We start from the raw sequence: 20,238 nt of genomic DNA on the forward strand, positions 1-20,238 counted from the left end.
ACTCTCTTTTGTCCATTACTGAATGGGCGTTGATTTATGCGGATAGTACAGAGAATAAGACGAGGAAAACTTAATCTAGATTAAGAGAGCAGTACTCTCACATTAGAAAAAGGAAGAAAGAGATAAAAAAGATTGGGAAATAGAATAAAAGAAAGTCGCTCAGTTTTAACAAGCGACTTTGTTCAATTTAATCCGGACTAAGTGAATGGTTCTTACGAGAGACGTCCACCTGCGGATTGCTAACAGCTATTTAAACTCATAGGTGTAAGACGCACCAACACTGTTATTTTCACCAAAATCGTCCTCAGCAAAAATAGTGAAGACGTTGAATGATTGAGCATCACTCAACTTGTAGCTAGCACCGACACCTGCCCAATACCCTGAATAATCGTCAGAACCCATTGAACCACCACCAAAGCCCATGATAGACCATTCATCGGTTATCGTTTTTAAGCCAAACGCTCCGATATAGCCACCATGTGTCGAGCTCGGCATCAATACATAATCAGAACCCACATTCTCACCATCGAATACGGCTACTTCACCATCGTTGTAGCTGTAACCAGCCATTGGGAAGATTTGCCAACCGAACGGCTCAATATCGAAATAGCTCAGTGGTATAAATGTGCCAATACTGTAGTTGTTCTTATAAGCATCGTTATCATATTCAGAACGGCTAAAGTTGAAATTCACGATACCCATCGGCAACAGCCATGAACCGCCTAATCGCCACTCTTCGCCGTCCGCATTGACACGAGCGTTGATCATTCGCGCTTCATCCAGCCCAATAGAGCCCGAAAACTTAAGCTCTTCGTTATAAGCAACGCCAGCTTTGGTTACAATCTTAGTCGGGTCGTCAGGGTGCTTCTCTTCAGCAAAAGCCCCCATCGACCCGAGCGTTGCCGCAGCAACAAATAATAGAGTACGTAATGTCATTAGAAGGTCGCACTAAGGCCAACAAAGTGGATACGGCCATCGAAAGAACCATTGAGCAAGTTGCGCCCTTTAGGTCCATCACGATTCATCTCAACCGAACCTAAGTCCGCGTATTCGTAGAACACATCGATCAAGATATCATCCCAATACGTTGAAGCACCTACCGAGTAGCGATACTGTTCGCCTACAGGGAGATCAACCCACTGCATTGAAGGATCGTCTTGTGGAGAGGTTTCGTAAGAGAAGCCCGCCTTTAAACGCCAGTCAGAGTTCAGCTGGTAGTCAGCACCAACAGCAAATTTCCAAACATCATCCCAGTCACGTTGTAGAGTTTGACTAATTGGGAAGTCCCCATTTTCGTTGGTACCTAGATCCAAAACAGTATTGTCCCATTGGCTCCAACGATGAAACTGGATGCTTGCCAATAAATCTAATTGAGAATTCAATGCATAGCTTGCACTGACATCAACGAGTTCAGGTACATCAATACCAGTATTCAATGAACGTTTACCGCCAGTAAAGACATTCACATCATTGTTAAATTCGTGCTCTAGTTTCGAGCGGTAACTCGCACCCAATTTTAACTTCTCTGTTGGAGTGTACATAACACCAAGGTTATAACCATAAGCCCAGTCAGTATCTTGCTTGGCTATAAAAAGAGAAGATGACTGTTGTAATGCAGCCCAACTCAATTGAATACCTGCGCCAACAGACCATTGGTCATTCAGCTTATAACTCAGTGATGGATTCACTTGCATTGCGGTCAGAGTAATTTCTTCTAGAAGGGCAGCACCTGCCCAATCGCTACCGTAATCAAGGCTTGAGCCACCAACAGCGCCAAGTGCGATACCAAGGTGCAGTTGGTCTGTTACTTGATGCGCGTGGAAAGCACCAAATGAAGGCAACACTGAATGGCCTTTACCATCACCGCTAGAGTCTTGGTTGTCTTGATATTTCATCTCAAGGTCAAACGCCATGGTATTGATAGTCGTTTTGCTTTCGCCCATGTGAGACATGGTTGCTGGGTTGGTCCACATCGCAGCAGCTGAACGAGAGTAAACACCGTCACCTGCGCCAGTTGTACCGGCATTGGCGACGACAGCTTCTTGTAAAAATAGACCACTTGCGAAAGCATTTAAACTTGTAAAAATTGCGGTGGCAGCTAGCGAGTAAGTAAAAGTTTTGTTCATCAGATTGCTCATTTAGCCTTAGACATTAAATTGATCTAAGGTTACCGCAAAGCCCTATAAACAATGGGAATACCCGTTATTACTTTACAAGCGCTATTTGAACCTTCTAGCGGCGTATGGACGCGCCTTGTCTCGATGAATTTCACGTTGAGCAGCAATTGCTCTGTTCTTACCTACCCCTACCTTTATTTGATACCAAGTCTCGTAAAATAAGGCGAACCCAGGACTGGACCACCAAGTCTTGTTGTAGAGTTTCTTATTAGCAGCGACAACATCTGGCGACCGATTCGCGCACTCAAGTGCCAACGCATAGGCTTCAGCGTAAGGGTCTTCAGCGATTTTAGTCACCAATCCATATTCTTTCGCGGTTTCACAGTCGATCACTTTGGCCGTCATTGCCATTTCTAAGGTGTGATCTTTACGCATCAGCTCGCGAAATGCGATGGCGCCTCCCATGTCAGGAATCAGCCCCCACTTCGCTTCCAATATCGAGAAGTTCGCGTCTGGGCTAGCGATTCTAAAATCACCACCACTGGCTAATTGAAGCCCACCTCCCCAACAACGCCCGTGAATCGCAAAAATGACAGGGCAAGGGATCTCTCGCCAACCAATAGAAAAATACTGAGCCGCATTTGGCAACGTCGGCAACCATTTGAACAAAAGCTTCATCGCTCCAACTTTACTGTTCAATAACGATTTAACATCGAGCCCTGAACAAAAATCCGTACCATTACCTTTCACTATCACAGCGCGAATCTCGTTATTCTTTTTGAGTTCTCTGATCATATTATTGACGCCTTCAAACATCGCCATATCAATAGCGTTGAGCTTATCGGGTCTATTCAGCACAACGGTGGCAATTTGGTTTTCATCAATGGAACAAGTGATACGATCGAGGTTTGGCATGGTGGCTACCTTATAAGTGGTCAGACCTTTAGGTTATACATTTTATTAACATATGCCAAACTTGCACATTAAGAAGCGAGACCTGTGTTGCTTAACACCTCCCCCTTACACAAACGACATCAATAAAAAAGCAGTGATGGTTCGCTCCATTCACTGCTTTTCATTCGTAGCTTTTATTGCGAATCGCTTTGATTGCCAGTAGTTTTGAATACCAGTAGCTTTGATAATCAAGGGCTCTCTGTTTTGACAGAACCTATGTTCTTCGAGATTTCAGTAACAAGAAGATGAAATAACTGCCACCAATAATTGAAACTAACGTCCCTGCGGCAAGCTGCGCTGGGAACACCACCACTTGCCCTAACCAGTCTGCAAATAGCATCAATGCTGCACCAATCAAAAACGACAAGATGATCTGCTCTCGAACCAAACGAGCGCCCACCATTGCTGCGATATGCGGAGCTAACAAGCCGACAAACGCGACTGGTCCCATGGTGGTTGTCACGACCGAACATAAGATCGCAACAATACACAACAGTGCCACGTAGGCGATACTGATATTCAGCCCTCTGGCACTCGCGAACTGTCGGCCAGTCGCAATTAAGGTCACCCAACGGCTCAATAGCAAAGCAGCCCCGATAGAAGCCGTTATCACCATGGTCATAATCATTGCCGACTCAGGTTCAACACGATAGGTAGAGCCTGCCAACCAAGCCAATAAAGTGTATTTCCCCTCACCCACTCGCGTTAAAGAGAATTGCACCAAAGCTTCCAAAACTGCGGTTAATGAGATACCTGTGAGAATCAAGATCGAAGGTGCAAACTGATGCTTCTTGCCAAGGAATAGCAATAAACACAGTGCAATCGCGCTGCCTAAGAAAGCAATCCAAGGGCTCAATGAGTGAATCGAATAACCCATAAATAGGCTACTGAAAATCAACGCCAGAACAGCGCCCGCCGACACACCAAGAATGTCCGGGCTTGCAAGCGGATTGTAGACTAACCTTTGTAAAATCACGCCCGCCACCGCCAAACCGCCACCAGCGAATATCGCCGTTAATATTCTCGGCCAACGAATCGACCATTCAAATGCGTCTGGGATAACAAAATAGCCCATATCAGAAGAAGGCTGTGAGAGCGTACTCAACGCCAACAGCCCAAAAATCATTGTGCCTAACAAGAAGTAAGCCAAAGGTGAAATAAACTTTGGGCCTTTAGGCATCGAGAAAAACAGCTGATCTTGAGCCGATAATTGCTTTCTCGCAATTATGATCAACGCTGGAGCGCCAATCACCGCGGTTGCCGTTCCTGTTGGAATCATATCCAAAGACCATTGCGCCAAGAAAATCGCCAAGCTGTCGGTCACACAAAGCAGTAGCGCACCTAATACACAGCTTGCGACGAGTTCAGATTTGGCCTTTAGAAAACCTAAATGCCTCGCAATGTTCGGAGCTATCAAACCAATAAAGCTGATCACGCCCACTGAGGTAATCGACACTGAGACCAACCAAACGCCAATTGCCATTAGCACAAAGAATGTTGCGCCAATATTGAGCCCGCGTGCTGCTGCCCCTTCAGTGCCAATCGAAAGCAAAGTCAGGACTCTTGGCGCCAATAAGAAGATGGCAAAGATCGGAAGTAGCTTAGGCATCAGCCAAATTACTTGTTCCCAACCGTTCTGTCCTAGATCACCCGCTCCCCATACAAACAAGTTCTGGGCGTACTGGTCATTGAGCAAAATAATCGCAGTCGCAAATGCGCCTAACAGTAAGTTAACTGCCATGCCCGACAAAACAATTGGCAAGCCGCTCATGTTTTTGATTCCGACAATCGAAACAATCAGCCCCATCGCCAGCAGTGCACCGATCAGAGCGAACCAAACTGAATACTGAGCGACCAACATCGGCGCAACCACATTCAGAATAACCAAACCAAGCCACGCCCCTGACGACGTACCTAAAGTAAGCGGCGACATCATTCGGTTCTGCGTCAGTTGTTGAAACAGGCTACCTATGGTGCCGAGTGTTCCACCAACCAAAATCGCCATGACCAAGCGAGGCAAGTTGACATAGATTAACGCCATCAACTCGAATGAATCATCAACCATTGAGTTGAATGTCACGCTGTCACTGATCAGTGAAACTTGCTGGAGCAGCTCACCGATAGGGCCAAATTCAGATTGCCCTAACCATAAATGAACAAGGGAAGCGAAAAACAGCGCTGCCCCCATCACCAAACCACTGGATTTCATTACTGCTCCGCTAACGTCAACAGCGATTGCGCCATAGCTTCTGCGTTATACAAAATCGACATTGCACCACCGTAACTCCAACTTGCCGCTACTGGACTAAATTGACCGTTACGAACAAAAGGCATGCTCTTCCAAACCGGGGATCGGTCTAACTTTTCTTGATATGGAAAAGGTTCAAAGTAAAGCGCAATGCCCTTCTTTACGTTCTTAAGCTCTGTCATTCGTTTTTGACTGATGCCCCACTGACTCGCAGGAAGATCCATCGCATTTTCAAAACCTAACTGTTCAAGCGCATATTGCGGAATCGAATTATCGCCGTAGATAAACACCGATGTGGTACTCGCAAAACGGAAAGAAGTAACTTTTGGCTTGTCACCCGGATACGCTTTGTCTAACTCAGCTTTTAGAACAGCGATACGTTCATCCATCACTGCCAATTTGTTGTTCGCTTGTTCTTCATTGCCAAGCAATTTACCTATCTTCTTGAAGTTCTCTATAGCAGCCGCTGCATTGTTGTGTTGTTCACTGTACGTTTGGTAGTAAAGTACGGGCGCAATTTCCGAGAGTCGATCCTGAAGATCTTTCTGAGGCGAAGCGATAAGAATCACATCAGGGTTTAGCTTCTTCAAAGCAGAAAAATTAGGCTCAGTTCGAGTGCCAATGTCCGCCACGCCTTCTGGAATGGCAGGCTGAACAACCCAGTCGGTATAACCAGCAATATCAGGTACTGCTACTGGTGTTACACCGAGTTCAATCACTTGTTCGGCTATGTCCCAGTTCAGCGCCGCCACTCTAACAGGCTGAGCTTCAAGGGTTTTAACGCCCTCGCTGTCTTCAACTTGGTAATCGGCCATCGCATTAAACGATAAAGCGCTCGCTAATACGGATACCGCCAGCTTTATATGCAAGCTCTTTATTTTAGAAACATGGGAAGCGATTCGTTGTAAATTCATATTGTTGCCTACTCAATCTAAATTCTATATTTATTCAAACGACAAAAGCAGCCCAGTAATGGCTGCTTTAAATTGATAACCCTAACTTAGTTAGAATTCGTAATTAACATTAAATTCTACAGTTTGCTCTTGACCGTACCAGCAATAGCTCTCATTCCAACAAGTGTAATACTCTTCATTGAATATGTTATTTGCAACGACATTAGCTGTTGCGTTCTTAAGCGAGCTGTTAACCTCTCCTAAGTCATAACCTAGAGACAAATCAACTAAAGTATATGATGGTACTTGGCCTTTATTTTTGTCTGACGTATCGTTTAGAACAGTTTCTCCCACATAACGCACGCCACCGCCGACTCTAAGGCCACTCATTGTACCACTACGTACAAAGTAGTTAGCCCAAACATTTGCAGTATGATCTGGTACAAATACTGGTGTTTGTCCGATATTTGACGCATTTCTATCTTCCGTAATTTCCATATCGGTGTATGTGTAGTTCGCCAACACATCCAAGTTTTCAGTGACTTGTGCTCGTCCTTCCAACTCAATACCTTGTGAGCGAATCTCGCCAACTGAAGTCCATGGTGAAGCGCCATCAGGACGAACTCCAACATTTTTCTTATTCACTTGGAACAGAGCCATCGAACCTGAAATCATATTCTCATATGAGTCATACTTAAGACCAAACTCGACTTGTTCACCGGTTTCAGGATCTAAGTTATTACCGTTAGTATCTAACTTTACACTCGGTTCAAAACTGGTAGCAAAGTTAGCAAATGGAGATAAACCATTATCAAATTTGTACAAAGCGCCTAAGCGGTATGAGAAGTTTGTATCATCAGTATCCGTTTTGCTTGGTGCACCACCCAATACTGATACTTTTGTCGTTGTTTCGACTTTGTCAAAACGACCACCAGCAATGAACACCCAATTATCAATCAACATCTGATCTTGGAAATAGAATCCAAGCTGACTCACTTCAATGTCGTTATTTTGATAATACGTTTTTGTAAAATCATTCGGATTCAGCTTATTGTTATTTGGATTGTAAAGGTTGATGCTATCAACACCTGCGAAAGCGTCGTAGGCTACATCACCCTCTGTGTTTCGATAATCCACACCAAAAAGTAAATAGTGATCCAATGAGCCAGTCGACACTAAGCCCGATAGTTGGTTATCAACACTAATACCCGTAGAACTTTCATCGGTGCTATATGCCGAACGAGCTAATGAGCCAGTTGAAGCATCAAAATTGCCACTGCTAGTACTTTCTTGATAAAAGTCAGTTTTCATATAACGGAAATTCTGAAGAAATGCCCAATTTGAGTTGAAATCATGGTTAAACTTATAACCAGTAATAAAGAAATCACGTTTGATGGTGTTGTAATTAACATCCCCGGCAAATGTCGAAGGTGATACTTTTCCTGATTCAATCGCCGCTAATGGGAGTGTCACGTTCTGACCTAATGCAGGGTCATTCTGATAATAAAGATTGAAGTTAATAAAGGTTTTATCAGACACATACCAATCGATTGATGGCGCAATCACATAGCGCTCTTCCTCAACACCGTCTACTTGCGTATCTTTCTTACGACCCAGAGCAACCAAGCGATAAGCAACGTTGTCACTCAAAGCACCCGTTGTATCCATTGAAGCTTCAACTAAGTTATCTAAACCCGTTGCTAAGCCAATTTTCGTAGACTCTTCGAACTTAGGCGCTTTTGCAATGATATTAACCATGCCTCCTGGTGGCATTGATCCGTAAAGAACCGATGTTGGACCTTTAAATATTTCCAAACGCTCCATCGCAATAGGATCAATCTGAGGTTGTACGTTCCATCCAGGAAGGATTGGCAACATCATTCCGTCATAATAGTTATTCGTAGAGTCAAAACCGCGAATTTTAACCCAATCACTAAGAACCACTGCACCACCTTTATTCTCGGTTGATACACCTGGTGCATAGCGAAGAGCTTGCATTACAGACTTAACACCACGTTGTTCCATCTGTTCGCTTTCGATAACGTTAAGTGTTTGCGGCGTTTCTTCTGGTGCTAAAACGGTTTTCGTTGCTGTATTACGGTAGGCTTTACCCATAACAGTAATAGTTTCTACATTCGAATCTGCCGAAGTAGCGGTATCTTCCGCGAATGCTTGCGCTGAAAACGCAGTCAGCAACGCGACTGCCAATGATGAATACTTAAAACGAGTGTGAGTGGTCATGATTCCCTCGGTACCAATGCTTAATTGTAAATAGTAATAAATCTCATTTGCATTGTATGTATCTAGAGGTAGGATAATTAACAATTTGGTGCAAGTTCAAAAAGAACTTGGCCTATTTTGAGTAAAACTAGGTCAATTGCTGATTAAACACACAATTGATCTAGTAACATTTGACCTAGTAGCGTTTGACCTTGTAGCCTTTGACCTTGTAACACAAAGGCTTTTGAGAAGGGGGGAGAAAGTCGGAGAGCTGAAATATGACTACGATTTAATAATAGGAACCCAGTACTCCATTTCCGCATCAGAAGCATGAGCTTGATAACCAAATGGGTACATCTCAAGTTCATAACCATCAACGCCACGATAACCTGAATTTGGAAGCCAATTAAGCACAAACCAACTTAGAGTATGGGGTAGATGCTCTATAGGACCACGGTGCTTCACTACAGCATAGGTTTGCTTCGGAATCGTCAGCACCTCTAACTTATCAGAGATAATACTAGGCAGTTGCGGGATAGAGATCTCGTCATGAAGCTCAACGCCCGCCCAATAGTAAATATTGGTTCCGTCAAAACAAGACTGAGTCAGGTCAACAACGCCAATAAACTGGAGCATGTTGGCGTCAGGGATTTCAACCTCACCTTCTAAACGTGACCATAGCTGAGGGACTTTCTGCGCGAAGTCTTGCGTGAGTGAAAACAAGCCACTGATTTCTGATGTCATTCCTTTCACTAAGAAAGACTCTCTTTCATCAATGCGTACTTCCACAAAGCTTAACGCCCTATTTTCTGAATTACTCGCCGTTTCAGATACTTGTATCGGCTTTTTTAACCCTACTCTTTTGCCTGCTTTTCTATACTGACTTGGGCTTACCCCAAACATTTGCTTAAACGAACGGCTAAAGCTTATTTCTGAATTGAATCCGAGACCAAGCGCAATATCGATAACACGATCTTTTCCATCAAGCAGCTCTTCGGCAGCCTGACTTAACTTTAGCTCTCTCACATAGTTCGCCACGGTAAGCCCGGTTTCGGCTTGAAACACTCTTTGCAGCTGCCAACGAGACCAACAGCTTTGCGTCGCTAAATCTTCTAGCGATAACGCAGAGCTAAGATTCGCATGGATATAAGCCAGAACGCGGCTGATACGGTCAAATGCAGGTGTGTTCATATTCAAGCTTTCATCTTCTCTATTTTTGACTAGGGCGTGTTGGGTTCAACAATACTTTTATCACTTAAAGTGGCTTTTATCACTGAAAAAAGGACAGCCCATCCAAACTTTATAAATCTCAAAAACGTAAAAAGCACCGAGTAGATGCTCCATTTTGTATGGTTATCCTCGACTATGTTCGTTATGATAACGCAACTGATTCTCATTTATTGATTTAAGATGCTTCCCCAACTGCACAATATTATCACTCGTCGGAAAGCCCCGTCCCTACATCAAAAAATCTTCGCTTACTCAAAACAAGTGACCCCTTATTTAAGCGGAAGCTTTGGTGCACTTAATAACAAGAGCATTGCGGTAACAAATGAGAATAGCCATAAAGAGCTCAAACGAGTTTACGATGGTCTTTCGCAAAGCCACCCAGAAGCAGGCAAAGCGTATTGGTTAACACGAACCTGGGATCTCGTGTGTTGGCAGCCTATCTATGTGACTTTCATTTCTATCTATGGGCTTCATTCATTGCCCGACATCAAGAATATCGGTCAATTTAGATACAAAGAGTTCATTACTGGCTACCGCTTCTTTAATGGTGATCATCAACATGGCTCACCAGAAGAGCTGATTCCCGATGCTGGTGAAGCCATTCTTGCACTGACTGAGTTTTATCGAAGCCAGATCAGTGAATGGACACGTATTCGCCCAGGATTTACCAATCATTTATTGGCCGATCTATTGTTAGGCAGTTTGATAAAACTTCAGCAACACGAACCAAGCCTGACCAACGATTACATTACTGCGCAAGCTAAACTTTGGCTAGAAGCATGCCAGTTGTCTGAAAATCATTTAGACAGCCTTAAAGTGGATTCTAGTTCGGGGATGTTAAAACTGATCAGAATCAGCTGCTGCCTGGTTTATAAGTGCGATTCAAGAAAGTACTGTGATAATTGCCCTAGGCATCCAGACAACAAAAAAATCGCTTAGTCACGCCATTTATTAAAGTTCAATACGACGAGCCTTCTCCATTGAGCTTCGCTACTGACCTAATTACAGGACTGACATGTTTCAGCTTTCAAACATCAAAGTTATTCGTGATGAACGAACCATTCTCTCAATCGAAGACCTCGCGATTCCGACCAATGAACTGACAGTCGTTCTTGGCCATAATGGTTCGGGTAAATCTACACTCGTTAATTTGCTCTCTGGGCAGATGTCGCCGGATCACGGCAGCGTGGAACTAGACGGCACTTCCCTCTCTTCATTCAAAAGCAAAGATTTAGCGAAAAAAATTGCTTATTTACCGCAAAAGCTCCCCGCTTCTGCTGGCTTAACCGTAGAAGAGTTGGTTCGTTTAGGACGTTTCCCATGGAGAGGCGCGCTAGGCCGTTGGAATTCAGAAGATAAGTCGATTATCCAACAGGCGATGGAAAGAACCGGTGTCACTGAATTCTCGCAAGCCTTGGCGGATGATTTATCTGGAGGAGAACGTCAACGCGCGTGGGTATCGATGTTGTTGGCTCAACAATCACCAGTACTAATCCTTGATGAACCAACTTCGGCACTGGATGTGCATCATCAGTTTCAGCTTATGGGTTTACTGTCTGAACTCAACAAAACGGAAAATGTTGGGGTGATCGTCATTTTGCACGATTTGAACTTAGCACTGCGTTACGCGACACACATCGTTGCACTGAAAAAAGGTCAGATTGCTTTTGAAGGCAGTGCGGATAAGTTACTTGATGAACAAGCGCTATCAGCTTTGTATGAGTCTTCGATTCGACTGATCGATCATCCAGTTCCAGCTAAGACAGCAGCAAGCGAGAAGGTTGCAGTCGTCTGTGAATAGTTCGGGCATTTCAGCTTAAGTCTAAGCTCTAAGCTCTAAGCTCTAAGCTCTAAGCTCTAAGCTCTAAGCATAAAGAAGGCCATTGAAGTCTCAGAACTTTAATGGCCTTTTCGTTTTTCACTCGCTAGCTAAATAATTAACTAATTAACTAGCTCAGCTGCGACTCTCTCGCTTCTTGACTACTGAAACCACGCAAAATATTAATCAGAGTAATAATAGTGAACAACATGATGACAAGCGATAAATGCCACGCTTCTCCTAGCCCTAATTGAACTAGCCCCATACTCACCATTGAAGACACCACCATCTGCCCGCCGCCAGACATCGCAGCAGCCGCGCCAGCGTTCTTCTTATAAGGCAACATCACCAACGCCTGAGCACAAGGCAATGCAATACCATTGCCAAGAATCATCAAGAACTGGCCAAGCATGAGATACAAAGGCTCAAGTGGGCAAAAGAAAAGCCACAACGCCGCAGAGATATGCAATACAGGGGTACATAACAGAGTTTTCTTGTTGCCCAACATGGGGCGAATACGGTTACATAAACTTGTTCCACCCAGCATGCCTAAAGCAGGAATCACCGCCCACATCGCGTATTCATCAGACGTCATACCAATCTGATTTTGCATAATAAATGGCATCACTGATACGGTAGTGATCATCAAACTAAAGTTAAGCCAGCCAATACTCGCAAAACTCATAAAATAGCGAGAAGTTAGCAACTCTTTGTATTGAGAAACCATTTTCTTTGCCGAAGGAATAGCGGAGATCTGAGTGACGGTTTCCTTAAACTTGAACGCCAAAACCACCCAAGCTAATGAGACATAGCCAAGTAGCGAGATGAACACCATGCTCCAGCCAAAATGGAAGTTAATAAAGCCGCCGATTACGGGCGCAATCAAAGGTGTAATAGACGCGACCATCGCAATGTAGGACATAGCTAAAGGTAAATCTGCCCCACTGAATCTATCCCGCGTGGAAGCACGAGCAAGTACAGCGCAACAACCCGTTCCTAAGCCTTGCAGAAAACGCCCCATCACCATGCTAGTAAATGAATGGCTAAAGAAGATGATCATTAATAGTCCCAGCATGGCGATTAATAATCCGCTCAGCAGTACTTTCTTGCGCCCTAGAGCATCGGAAATTGGACCATAAATAAACTGAGAAGGTCCAAAACCTAACAAATAGACACTCACCAGAAGCTGAGCTTGCTCTAGCGAAACATCAAAGTCTTTCGCGATCCAAGGTAATGATGGAAATACCAGCCCCATACTGAGTTGGCCGATGCTGATGACCAAACACGCAAGTAGGATCGATTTAAAGTCAAATCGACGACTCATGATGTAAAGTATCCAACATAACAGCTGTTTTGAGATCGGGTGGTTTGAGAATAGATAGCTTGGGTATCAACCTGACAACATACAGACAGAGAAAACAGCGAAGATGTTGCAAGGGTAGTATTCATTATGCTCCGAAGGAATCGAATAGAGAATGGCAGGCTAAACATACGTGAGCTTGCTTACTCATACAACACTGGTTGAACTAAATAAATGAATAGTCACTTTTCAGTAACCCAACCTTTGCACCTGTCGACCACAAGCTAAACTAATACCACGTCATGAAAACAAAGGACTCCCATGAACAATCATCATCGTATTCTTTCCTATGCTTTGGCACTCATCGCATCAAGTCCAATATCCTCTGCTTTTGCATGGCAAGTAGAGAAAATCACAGACGGCCTTGAGGTTCCATGGGGGCTCGCTTATGTCGATGACAGTACTATGCTTCTCACAGAAAAAGCAGGCGTCATTAAACAGGTTGATTTAAAGACGGGTGAGCAAAGCACACTGTTCAGGCTGCCCAATGTTTGGGCGAAAGGCCAAGGTGGTCTGTTGGATATCGCGCTCTCCCCTTTTGAAAACGAAAAGTTCTACGTCACTTACAGTAAAGACGTCGATGGTGAAGGAGTAACGTCACTGGCTTCTGCTAATTACAGCAATAATGAAGTTACCAATTGGACAGACGTGTTTGTATCTAAATCCAGAACGGACACCGGACGTCACTTTGGCAGCCGTATCACCTTTGATGATAGCCACCTGTATTTTTCAATCGGCGACCGTGGTGATCGAGACAACGGCCAAGGCACCATGACTCACGCCGGATCAATATTACGATTGAATGCTGATGGAAGCACACCAAGCGATAACCCGTTCTCGGATAACAGCAAGGTACTCAATGAGATTTGGAGCTATGGCCATCGTAATCCACAAGGCTTGTATTACGACTTCCCGACCCAGAAGCTGTGGTCGATTGAACACGGCCCGCGCGGTGGTGACGAAATCAACTTAATAAAAGCAGGTGCCAACTACGGGTGGCCTGTCACATCACACGGAAAAGAGTATTGGGGCCCAATTAGCGTAGGCGAGTCTGAAACTAAAGATGGCATTGAAGCGCCTAAAAAAGTCTACGTTCCTTCAATCGCTCCGGGGAGCTTGATTGTTTACCAAGGGGATAAATACCCAGAGTTAAAAGGAAAGCTGCTGGCTGGCGCACTTAAGCTTACCCACATCAATATTGTGACAGTCAATGGACAAGGTGATGCAATCAAGGAAGAACGTATTTTAGAAGATTTAGGCGAGAGGATAAGAGACATTGAAACTTCACCAAGCGGCGACATCTTTTTCAGTACCGATAATGGCAACCTGTATCGCTTGAAAAAGTAGTCAAAACCTCGTTCCAATAGAAACATGATACTTACCGTGAGATTTATAAATATAAGCCGTTAAAATTAGGTTCAGGCACCAATTAGCGGCTTAATAATTTGGAAAATAAATGTGCCAAAACAGTGCAATTACTCCAAATTCGTCATCAATTTCGACCACCTTTTTCACAAAAACTACAACAAATCACCATACAACTGTAACTCCATGATATTTAAGGAATGCAAAGTTTGACTACCCCCAAGTTTCTGCAACCTTTCACTATGGATTCGATTGACTATCCCCTAATTTGATTTAGACTTCATCTCGGCTAGAAAGAAAGTTCTTTGTATATAAACATTTCGTTGGATTACTAGTAACCCCGTTGTGTTGTACGCAATAGCAATAAACTTTTCCGCGCTATCAGTGCCACAATTGGCTCAAAATAAAAATTTAATTTTAGGATATCATCATGTCTAACACAGTTACTGGTAAAGTAAAATGGTTCAACGAAACTAAAGGCTTCGGCTTCATCGAGCAAGAAAACGGCCCAGACGTATTTGCACACTTCTCTGCAATCACAGGCGACGGTTTCAAAACTCTTGCTGAAGGCCAACAAGTTGAGTTCACTGTATCTCAAGGTCAAAAAGGCCCACAAGCTGACAGCATCAAAGTACTTTAATTTAGTATTTTAAAGCTTTCTAAAAATAGCCAGCCTCTGCTGGCTATTTTTTTACCCGCTATTCAGAGATTTAAGGTAACATCCCCCCACTATTTCTATCTAAGACACCCTATCAATGGCTCTCAAACCAACAATCTATAAGTTTCGTATTTCTTTAACCGATATGAATCGCGACTATTACGACTCTTTTAATCTAACGGTTGCACAACACCCTTCTGAAACAGAACAGCGCATGATGGCTCGTATCATTGCTTTCTGTATCAATGCATCTCCTGAACTTGAATTCACTAAAGGGTTGTCTAGCATTGAAGAACCCGATTTATGGCAGAAGTCGTTAGATGACCAAATCTTAGAGTGGATTGATGTTGGTGAACCCGATCCAGAACGCGTTAAAAAAGCGACTCGCCTATCTAAGTCTGTGAGCGTGTTTAGCTTCAACACTAAATCGAATGTTTGGTGGGAACAGAACAAAGGTAAATTCGGTTACCTGAAAGCTCAGATCGTTCGCCTAGACAACGATGGTATTGAACAACTAGCAGCGATGACACAACGTACGATGGATCTTTCAGTGATGCTGTCGGGTAACTCTGCGTTCGTAAACAGCGACACTCAATCGGCAGAAGTAACGTGGGAAGAGCTACAGAGTAATGACTGAGATCCAAACTCAGACTGAACCTCAGCGCCAAACTAAGCTCGAAGCGTGTCTGCAGCTCGCAGGTCTCGATTCAGTCAAAGCGCTGACGACTGGCTATGAAAAAGAGTTAAAGTCATTTATTGATGAAAACCATGCTCTATTTAGACACGCTTGCGAGAACAAGCCGGACAACTCTGCACGTCAGACGTTGCTTGGCTTGTTAACCAAGGTACATATCGATGCAAGCTATCGCTTTGAAAGCAATAAAGAAGCGAATGAGGCAATGCAAAATGTATTCGATACTACAGTGGGCACTGAGCACAGCGACAAGTTTCAAAATTCTAACGCTCAGCAGTTAAAGTTAATCACTCATTTGTGGTTGTTCATTCAAGGACGACTAGGAATGGATTACAGCCTTGCTAATGATCATGCCGCTGTAGCCGCTACTCTGTTGTCTCGCATATCGAGAAGCAGTGATGATGAGATTCGCATAGAGTTTATGGCCAGTTTTTATGATGGTTTAAACCTCTATCAAGCTGAGAATAAGCCGTCCGGTTTTGTTCACCACTTTAAGCGTTTGTTTAATCTTTCTTAAGCATTCCCACCAGCGACTGACTCTAGATACGCTCTATATTTTTATAGAGCGCACTTATTCTGCTTAGCCGCCAGAGATTCCCTATTACACTCGTTCCTCGCTTTAGAGAATGACGACATTCTCAGTCATTGCAGTTTACTTCATTGCAAGCACAAAAAAGCCCCCACAAGATACCGCGCTTCAGCACTGTTGTTTATCCGATTGCAACCCAAAAACCATACGTTAGAGACGAACAAAGTCTTGTTGTGATAATGATACTTCTCATAACACGACGAATTAAAGCTACGTATATGGCAAGGTTACTTTACAACTATAACTTATCAATTTATTCAAAAAGTGCATATTTTTCAGATAATTATTCTCAAATGGAAATATCAGTTATGTGACGAGCAGAAGCATTTTCTCTTGTGATGGTAAGTACACTGATTTTTATAAAATGATAATAAAAAACCTGCAAATACAACTAACGTTAACTTTAAATTATCTTGTTTTATAAGCGGAGAATTAAAATGAAAATATGGTCTGTATCCTTTCTTGCAACTGCAGTAGCTGTCGCTCTAAGCAGTAATGCGATAGCTTGTACTGGGCTTATTGTTGGTAAAGAAGCGTCGAGCGACGGTAGCATTATGATTGCTCGTAATGAAGATTTTAGCGTTAACAACTGGAACAAATACCTAAAGTATCGACCTGCGCAAGATAACCAAGAAGGTGACTGGCAGTTAGGTAACGGGTTAATTGTTCCGATGCCAAAGCACTTCTTTGCTTACTCTGCGATACCAGACTGGGATGCGGATACCGTTAATCGCGACGGAAAGTTTTATGAAGAACGTGGGATTAATGAACACAACGTTGCCATTTCAGCAACAACCAGCGCAGAAATAAACGACAAAGTCGCCAAGGTAGATCCTTTAATCGACAATGGCGTAATCGAAGCCATTATACCTACGTTAATCCTTCCTCAGGCAGAAAACGCAAAACAAGCCGTAGAGTTACTCGGTCATTACATCGAAACCTATGGTGCTGGTGAAGGAAACAGTCTCTATATTGCAGACACCAATGAGGCGTGGTTATTTGAAATTGGTTCAGGTCACCATTGGATTGCTGTAAAAGTGCCAGATGACAGTTACGCCATGATTGCAAATGGCTTACGTGTACATGGTGTGAACTTGGCAAACAAAGAGGTACTGCATTCAAAAGACATATTCGAGTTTGTAGAACAAAACAAACTGCTTGATAACGCAGATGAAAAATCTTTCAATTTTGCAAAAGCATTCGGAGTTATTGGTGATGAGTATAATATCGATCGTGAATGGTTAGGCCAAAAAATACTGACACCTTCGCTGCATCAACAAAGTCGCATGACGCAATACCCTTTGTTTATGAAACCTGATACAAAAATCTCAGTTGAAAATGTGGCAGAGGTACTTAGCGCGACTTATAAAGACACGGTTTTGGAAGGAAAATCGAAACGACCAATTAGAGTTGAGCGTCAACTAGAGTCGCATATTATTCAGCTTCGCCCTGAGATGCCAGAAGAGCTTCAAGGTATTATTTGGCAAAGCTTCGGCGTGTTACCAGAATCTGTTTTAGTGCCGTTATACTCAACCCTACAAGATTACCCAAAAGCGTACCAAGTAGGCGATGATAACTACAGTGATGATTCAGCTTATTGGCAGTTCCGTAGCCTAACCGCCCTCGCTTCTACAAACCCAGATAAGTATTTACCAGTACTAAAAGCAACTTGGGACAAAGAAGAAACTCAATTATACAAGCAGGTCGCACACTTAGATAAAACGTTAACAGACATGTATAAAGTAGATAAACAAGCGGCTCTGAACATGGCTGCCGACTACTCATACGGACAGCTTAAGCGTACCTTAGATATGGCAACTGAGCTTAGATACAAAATGATTACAGATTTGACTAAAAGCACAGAGAAGAAATACTCAGAGGAAGAGTTTAAGAAAATAGTAAATCTGTAGGCTTATGAAGCAACCAATAAAAACGGAGCATAATGCTCCGTTTTTTTATCTGAATAGGTTTAGTTCTAACGCAGGCCGTGTAAGAACTCATGGCGCGTTGCTGGGTTTGATCTAAAAATACCCCCCAGAGCTGTTGTTGTTGTTTCGCTGGTTGCGTCCATTACACCACGAGATTTCACGCAGTAATGAACCGCATCCATGGTTACAGCAACATCATCCGTTTCTAGCAGCGTTTGTAATGCTACAAGGATTTGCTGCGTCATACGTTCTTGAACTTGAGGACGTTGAGCAAAGAAACGAACGATTCGGTTGATCTTCGAAAGACCAATGATCTTACCTTGAGGAATGTAAGCGACTGCGGTTTTACCATCAATGGTGACTAAGTGATGCTCACATGTGCTGGTGACGGTAATGTCTTTTACACGAACCATTTCACGAACACCCATCTTGTTTTCGATCACGGTGATTTTAGGGAAATTGGCGTAATCCAAACCAGAGAAAATCTCATCCACATACATTTTTGCAATGCGTTGTGGTGTTTCTTCCAGACTGTCATCTGCAAGATCAAGTTCAAGGAGAGTTAGAATCTCACGCATATGGTGTTCGATTCGTTCCTTTTTCTCTTCTCGGCTAACCTGGTTAGGACGCATTGGTGTCTCTAATCCGCGGCTTGCTAGCGCATCTTTAACCAACTTCGCTGATTCGCTAAGACCTGACATTGAACTTCCTCTTTTAATACCCCTTCTGGATGGCAAACAAGGATACTCGGAATTTTGATTAAATACACCCATATTTTAAGGGAGGTCATTATTTACGGGGCTTAAACTATGCTAAAGTGGCTGCAATTTCGTTGGCGAACAACCGTGATTTGATAATTATTGAGTCACCATTGCCAACCACTAAATCAAAATAATAACGACCAAAGGATTTCAATCATGGGCTGTTGCGACGCTCCGGGCTTAATGCCAATTGAAGAAGCACTAGATAAGCTGCTATCACCAATCAAACCAATCCAAACGACTTTATCTCTACCTCTTGCTGAAGCATTAGGTTATGTCCTTGCTGAAGATATTCTTTCCCCTATTTTCGTACCTCCTTTTGATAACTCAGCAATGGATGGCTATGCACTGCGCTTAGCAGACCTAGAGAACGGTAAAGTACTACCATTAGCAGGCAAATCTTTTGCAGGCCAACCGTTCGAAGGTGAATGGCCAAGCAACACCTGTATTCGCATTATGACTGGCGCAAAGATCCCTGAGGGTTGTGACGCCGTAATCATGCAAGAAAATACGGCCGAAACTGAGGCTGGTATTGAGATTCAACAAGACGACATCAAGCTAAACAATAACATTCGCCCTACTGGTGATGACATCAAACAAGGTGATATCGTTCTTAGCCGCGGTGAACGTTTAACACCTCGTGACATTCCAATGATTGCTTCGCTGGGTGTGAGCCACGTGACAGTGTTACAGAAGCCTAAAGTCGCGTTCTTTTCTACCGGCGATGAGCTAAAGCCACTAGGTCAACCGCTTGAAGACGGTCAGATCTACGACAGCAACCGCTACGGCATTAAGCCACTAATTGAAGCGTTTGGTTGTGAAGCTATAGACCTAGGCATCACCCCAGATTGCACTGCAACGCTTAAAGAGACGTTCGAGAAAGCACAGCAAATAGCAGACGTGGTTGTGACTTCTGGCGGCGTAAGCGTTGGCGAAGCTGATTACACGAAAGACATTCTTGAAGAACTGGGGCAAATCGGTTTTTGGAAGCTAGCTATCAAACCCGGTAAACCGTTCGCATTTGGTGAGTTGGATAACGCGTGGTTCTGCGGCCTACCGGGTAACCCAGTATCGGCGATGATGACCATGTATGTTTTGGTTCAACCTATGCTTGCTAAATTGGCTGGTCACACAGCGTGGACAGCTCCGGAATCTATTCCTGCTATCACCAAGTCTGCATTCAAAAAAGGCCCAGGCCGTACTGATTACCAGCGTGGCATTTACTCGATTGAAAACGGTCAATTTGTGGTAGAAACAACGGGTAACCAAAGCTCTGGCGCTTTCCGCTCAATGAGTTTAGCAAACTGCTTTGTGGTACTAGAGCGCGAACGCGGCCGTGTTGAAGTCGGTGAAACGGTTCAGATCCAACTGTTTAACTCGACGCTTTACTAACGAGGCTTAC

At 43.6% G+C, this 20,238-nt stretch carries 17 protein-coding genes; 8 read left to right on the forward strand and 9 right to left on the reverse strand.

Annotated features, from left to right (window positions below; genetic code table 11):
* Window positions 1–246: 246 nt before the first annotated feature.
* The 7 genes from MED222_RS18590 to MED222_RS18560 all read right to left on the reverse strand — a co-directional run bounded on the left by MED222_RS18590 (window position 247) and on the right by MED222_RS18560 (window position 9,623).
* A complete protein-coding gene (locus MED222_RS18590; RefSeq protein ID WP_009845534.1) occupies window positions 247–936 on the reverse strand; it encodes a hypothetical protein in 690 nt (229 codons plus the stop codon).
* Window positions 936–2,126, reverse strand: coding sequence for an OmpP1/FadL family transporter (locus MED222_RS18585; protein WP_009845535.1), 1,191 nt, complete (start codon window positions 2,124–2,126; stop codon window positions 936–938). The genes MED222_RS18590 and MED222_RS18585 overlap by 1 nt, the downstream gene beginning before the upstream one ends.
* Before the next feature lie 93 nt (window positions 2,127–2,219).
* Window positions 2,220–3,032 carry a crotonase/enoyl-CoA hydratase family protein gene (locus MED222_RS18580; protein WP_009845536.1) on the reverse strand — a complete coding sequence of 271 codons (813 nt, stop codon included), beginning with the start codon at window positions 3,030–3,032 and terminating at the stop codon, window positions 2,220–2,222.
* Between the two features lie 253 nt (window positions 3,033–3,285).
* Window positions 3,286–5,280: a Fe(3+)-hydroxamate ABC transporter permease FhuB gene (fhuB, locus tag MED222_RS18575; RefSeq protein ID WP_009845537.1), complete on the reverse strand. Its 1,995-nt coding sequence runs from the start codon at window positions 5,278–5,280 to the stop codon at window positions 3,286–3,288.
* Entirely contained in the window at window positions 5,280–6,233 is a 954-nt protein-coding gene (locus tag MED222_RS18570) for an iron-siderophore ABC transporter substrate-binding protein (RefSeq protein ID WP_032555065.1), read from the reverse strand. Before MED222_RS18570 ends, fhuB begins: the two co-directional genes overlap by 1 nt.
* Before the next feature lie 90 nt (window positions 6,234–6,323).
* The gene (locus tag MED222_RS18565; RefSeq protein ID WP_009845539.1) at window positions 6,324–8,453 is read right to left on the reverse strand and encodes a TonB-dependent siderophore receptor; all 2,130 of its coding nucleotides are present in this window, start codon (window positions 8,451–8,453) and stop codon (window positions 6,324–6,326) included.
* A gap of 261 nt (window positions 8,454–8,714) precedes the next feature.
* Window positions 8,715–9,623: an AraC family transcriptional regulator gene (locus tag MED222_RS18560; protein ID WP_009845540.1), complete on the reverse strand. Its 909-nt coding sequence runs from the start codon at window positions 9,621–9,623 to the stop codon at window positions 8,715–8,717.
* A 219-nt stretch (window positions 9,624–9,842) separates the two neighbouring features.
* Here MED222_RS18560 and MED222_RS18555 point away from each other — a divergent pair, with 219 nt between their 5' ends.
* A complete protein-coding gene (locus MED222_RS18555; RefSeq protein WP_009845541.1) occupies window positions 9,843–10,601 on the forward strand; it encodes a siderophore ferric iron reductase in 759 nt (252 codons plus the stop codon).
* Window positions 10,602–10,677: 76 nt separating this feature from the next.
* On the forward strand, window positions 10,678–11,463 hold the full coding sequence (locus tag MED222_RS18550; protein ID WP_009845542.1) for an ABC transporter ATP-binding protein: 786 nt from the start codon (window positions 10,678–10,680) through the stop codon (window positions 11,461–11,463).
* Window positions 11,464–11,611: 148 nt separating this feature from the next.
* On the opposite strand, the gene MED222_RS18545 is transcribed toward MED222_RS18550, so the two are convergent.
* Window positions 11,612–12,805, reverse strand: coding sequence for a multidrug effflux MFS transporter (locus tag MED222_RS18545; protein ID WP_009845543.1), 1,194 nt, complete (start codon window positions 12,803–12,805; stop codon window positions 11,612–11,614).
* A 297-nt stretch (window positions 12,806–13,102) separates the two neighbouring features.
* Between MED222_RS18545 and MED222_RS18540 the strand changes: the two genes are divergently transcribed.
* From MED222_RS18540 to MED222_RS18520, 5 genes are all read left to right on the forward strand, one after another.
* Complete coding sequence (locus MED222_RS18540) at window positions 13,103–14,188, forward strand: PQQ-dependent sugar dehydrogenase (protein ID WP_009845544.1); 1,086 nt, start codon at window positions 13,103–13,105, stop codon at window positions 14,186–14,188.
* A gap of 448 nt (window positions 14,189–14,636) precedes the next feature.
* Window positions 14,637–14,846 carry a cold-shock protein gene (locus MED222_RS18535; protein ID WP_004731543.1) on the forward strand — a complete coding sequence of 70 codons (210 nt, stop codon included), beginning with the start codon at window positions 14,637–14,639 and terminating at the stop codon, window positions 14,844–14,846.
* A 115-nt stretch (window positions 14,847–14,961) separates the two neighbouring features.
* The gene (locus MED222_RS18530) at window positions 14,962–15,501 is read left to right on the forward strand and encodes a YaeQ family protein (RefSeq protein ID WP_004731545.1); all 540 of its coding nucleotides are present in this window, start codon (window positions 14,962–14,964) and stop codon (window positions 15,499–15,501) included.
* Window positions 15,494–16,075: a hypothetical protein gene (locus tag MED222_RS18525; protein WP_009845545.1), complete on the forward strand. Its 582-nt coding sequence runs from the start codon at window positions 15,494–15,496 to the stop codon at window positions 16,073–16,075. The genes MED222_RS18530 and MED222_RS18525 overlap by 8 nt, the downstream gene beginning before the upstream one ends.
* A 509-nt stretch (window positions 16,076–16,584) precedes the next feature.
* Complete coding sequence (locus MED222_RS18520) at window positions 16,585–18,057, forward strand: C69 family dipeptidase (RefSeq protein ID WP_009845546.1); 1,473 nt, start codon at window positions 16,585–16,587, stop codon at window positions 18,055–18,057.
* Between the two features lie 65 nt (window positions 18,058–18,122).
* Here MED222_RS18520 and folE read toward each other — a convergent pair whose 3' ends face one another.
* The gene (folE, locus tag MED222_RS18515) at window positions 18,123–18,776 is read right to left on the reverse strand and encodes a GTP cyclohydrolase I FolE (protein ID WP_004731548.1); all 654 of its coding nucleotides are present in this window, start codon (window positions 18,774–18,776) and stop codon (window positions 18,123–18,125) included.
* 216 nt (window positions 18,777–18,992) lie between these two features.
* Between folE and moeA the strand changes: the two genes are divergently transcribed.
* Window positions 18,993–20,228 (forward strand): molybdopterin molybdotransferase MoeA, encoded by a 1,236-nt coding sequence (moeA, locus tag MED222_RS18510; RefSeq protein ID WP_009845547.1) that lies wholly within the window; start codon window positions 18,993–18,995, stop codon window positions 20,226–20,228.
* Window positions 20,229–20,238 lie beyond the last annotated feature (10 nt).

This window comes from Vibrio sp. MED222, from assembly GCF_000153005.1.
Taxonomy (GTDB): domain Bacteria; phylum Pseudomonadota; class Gammaproteobacteria; order Enterobacterales; family Vibrionaceae; genus Vibrio; species Vibrio tasmaniensis_A.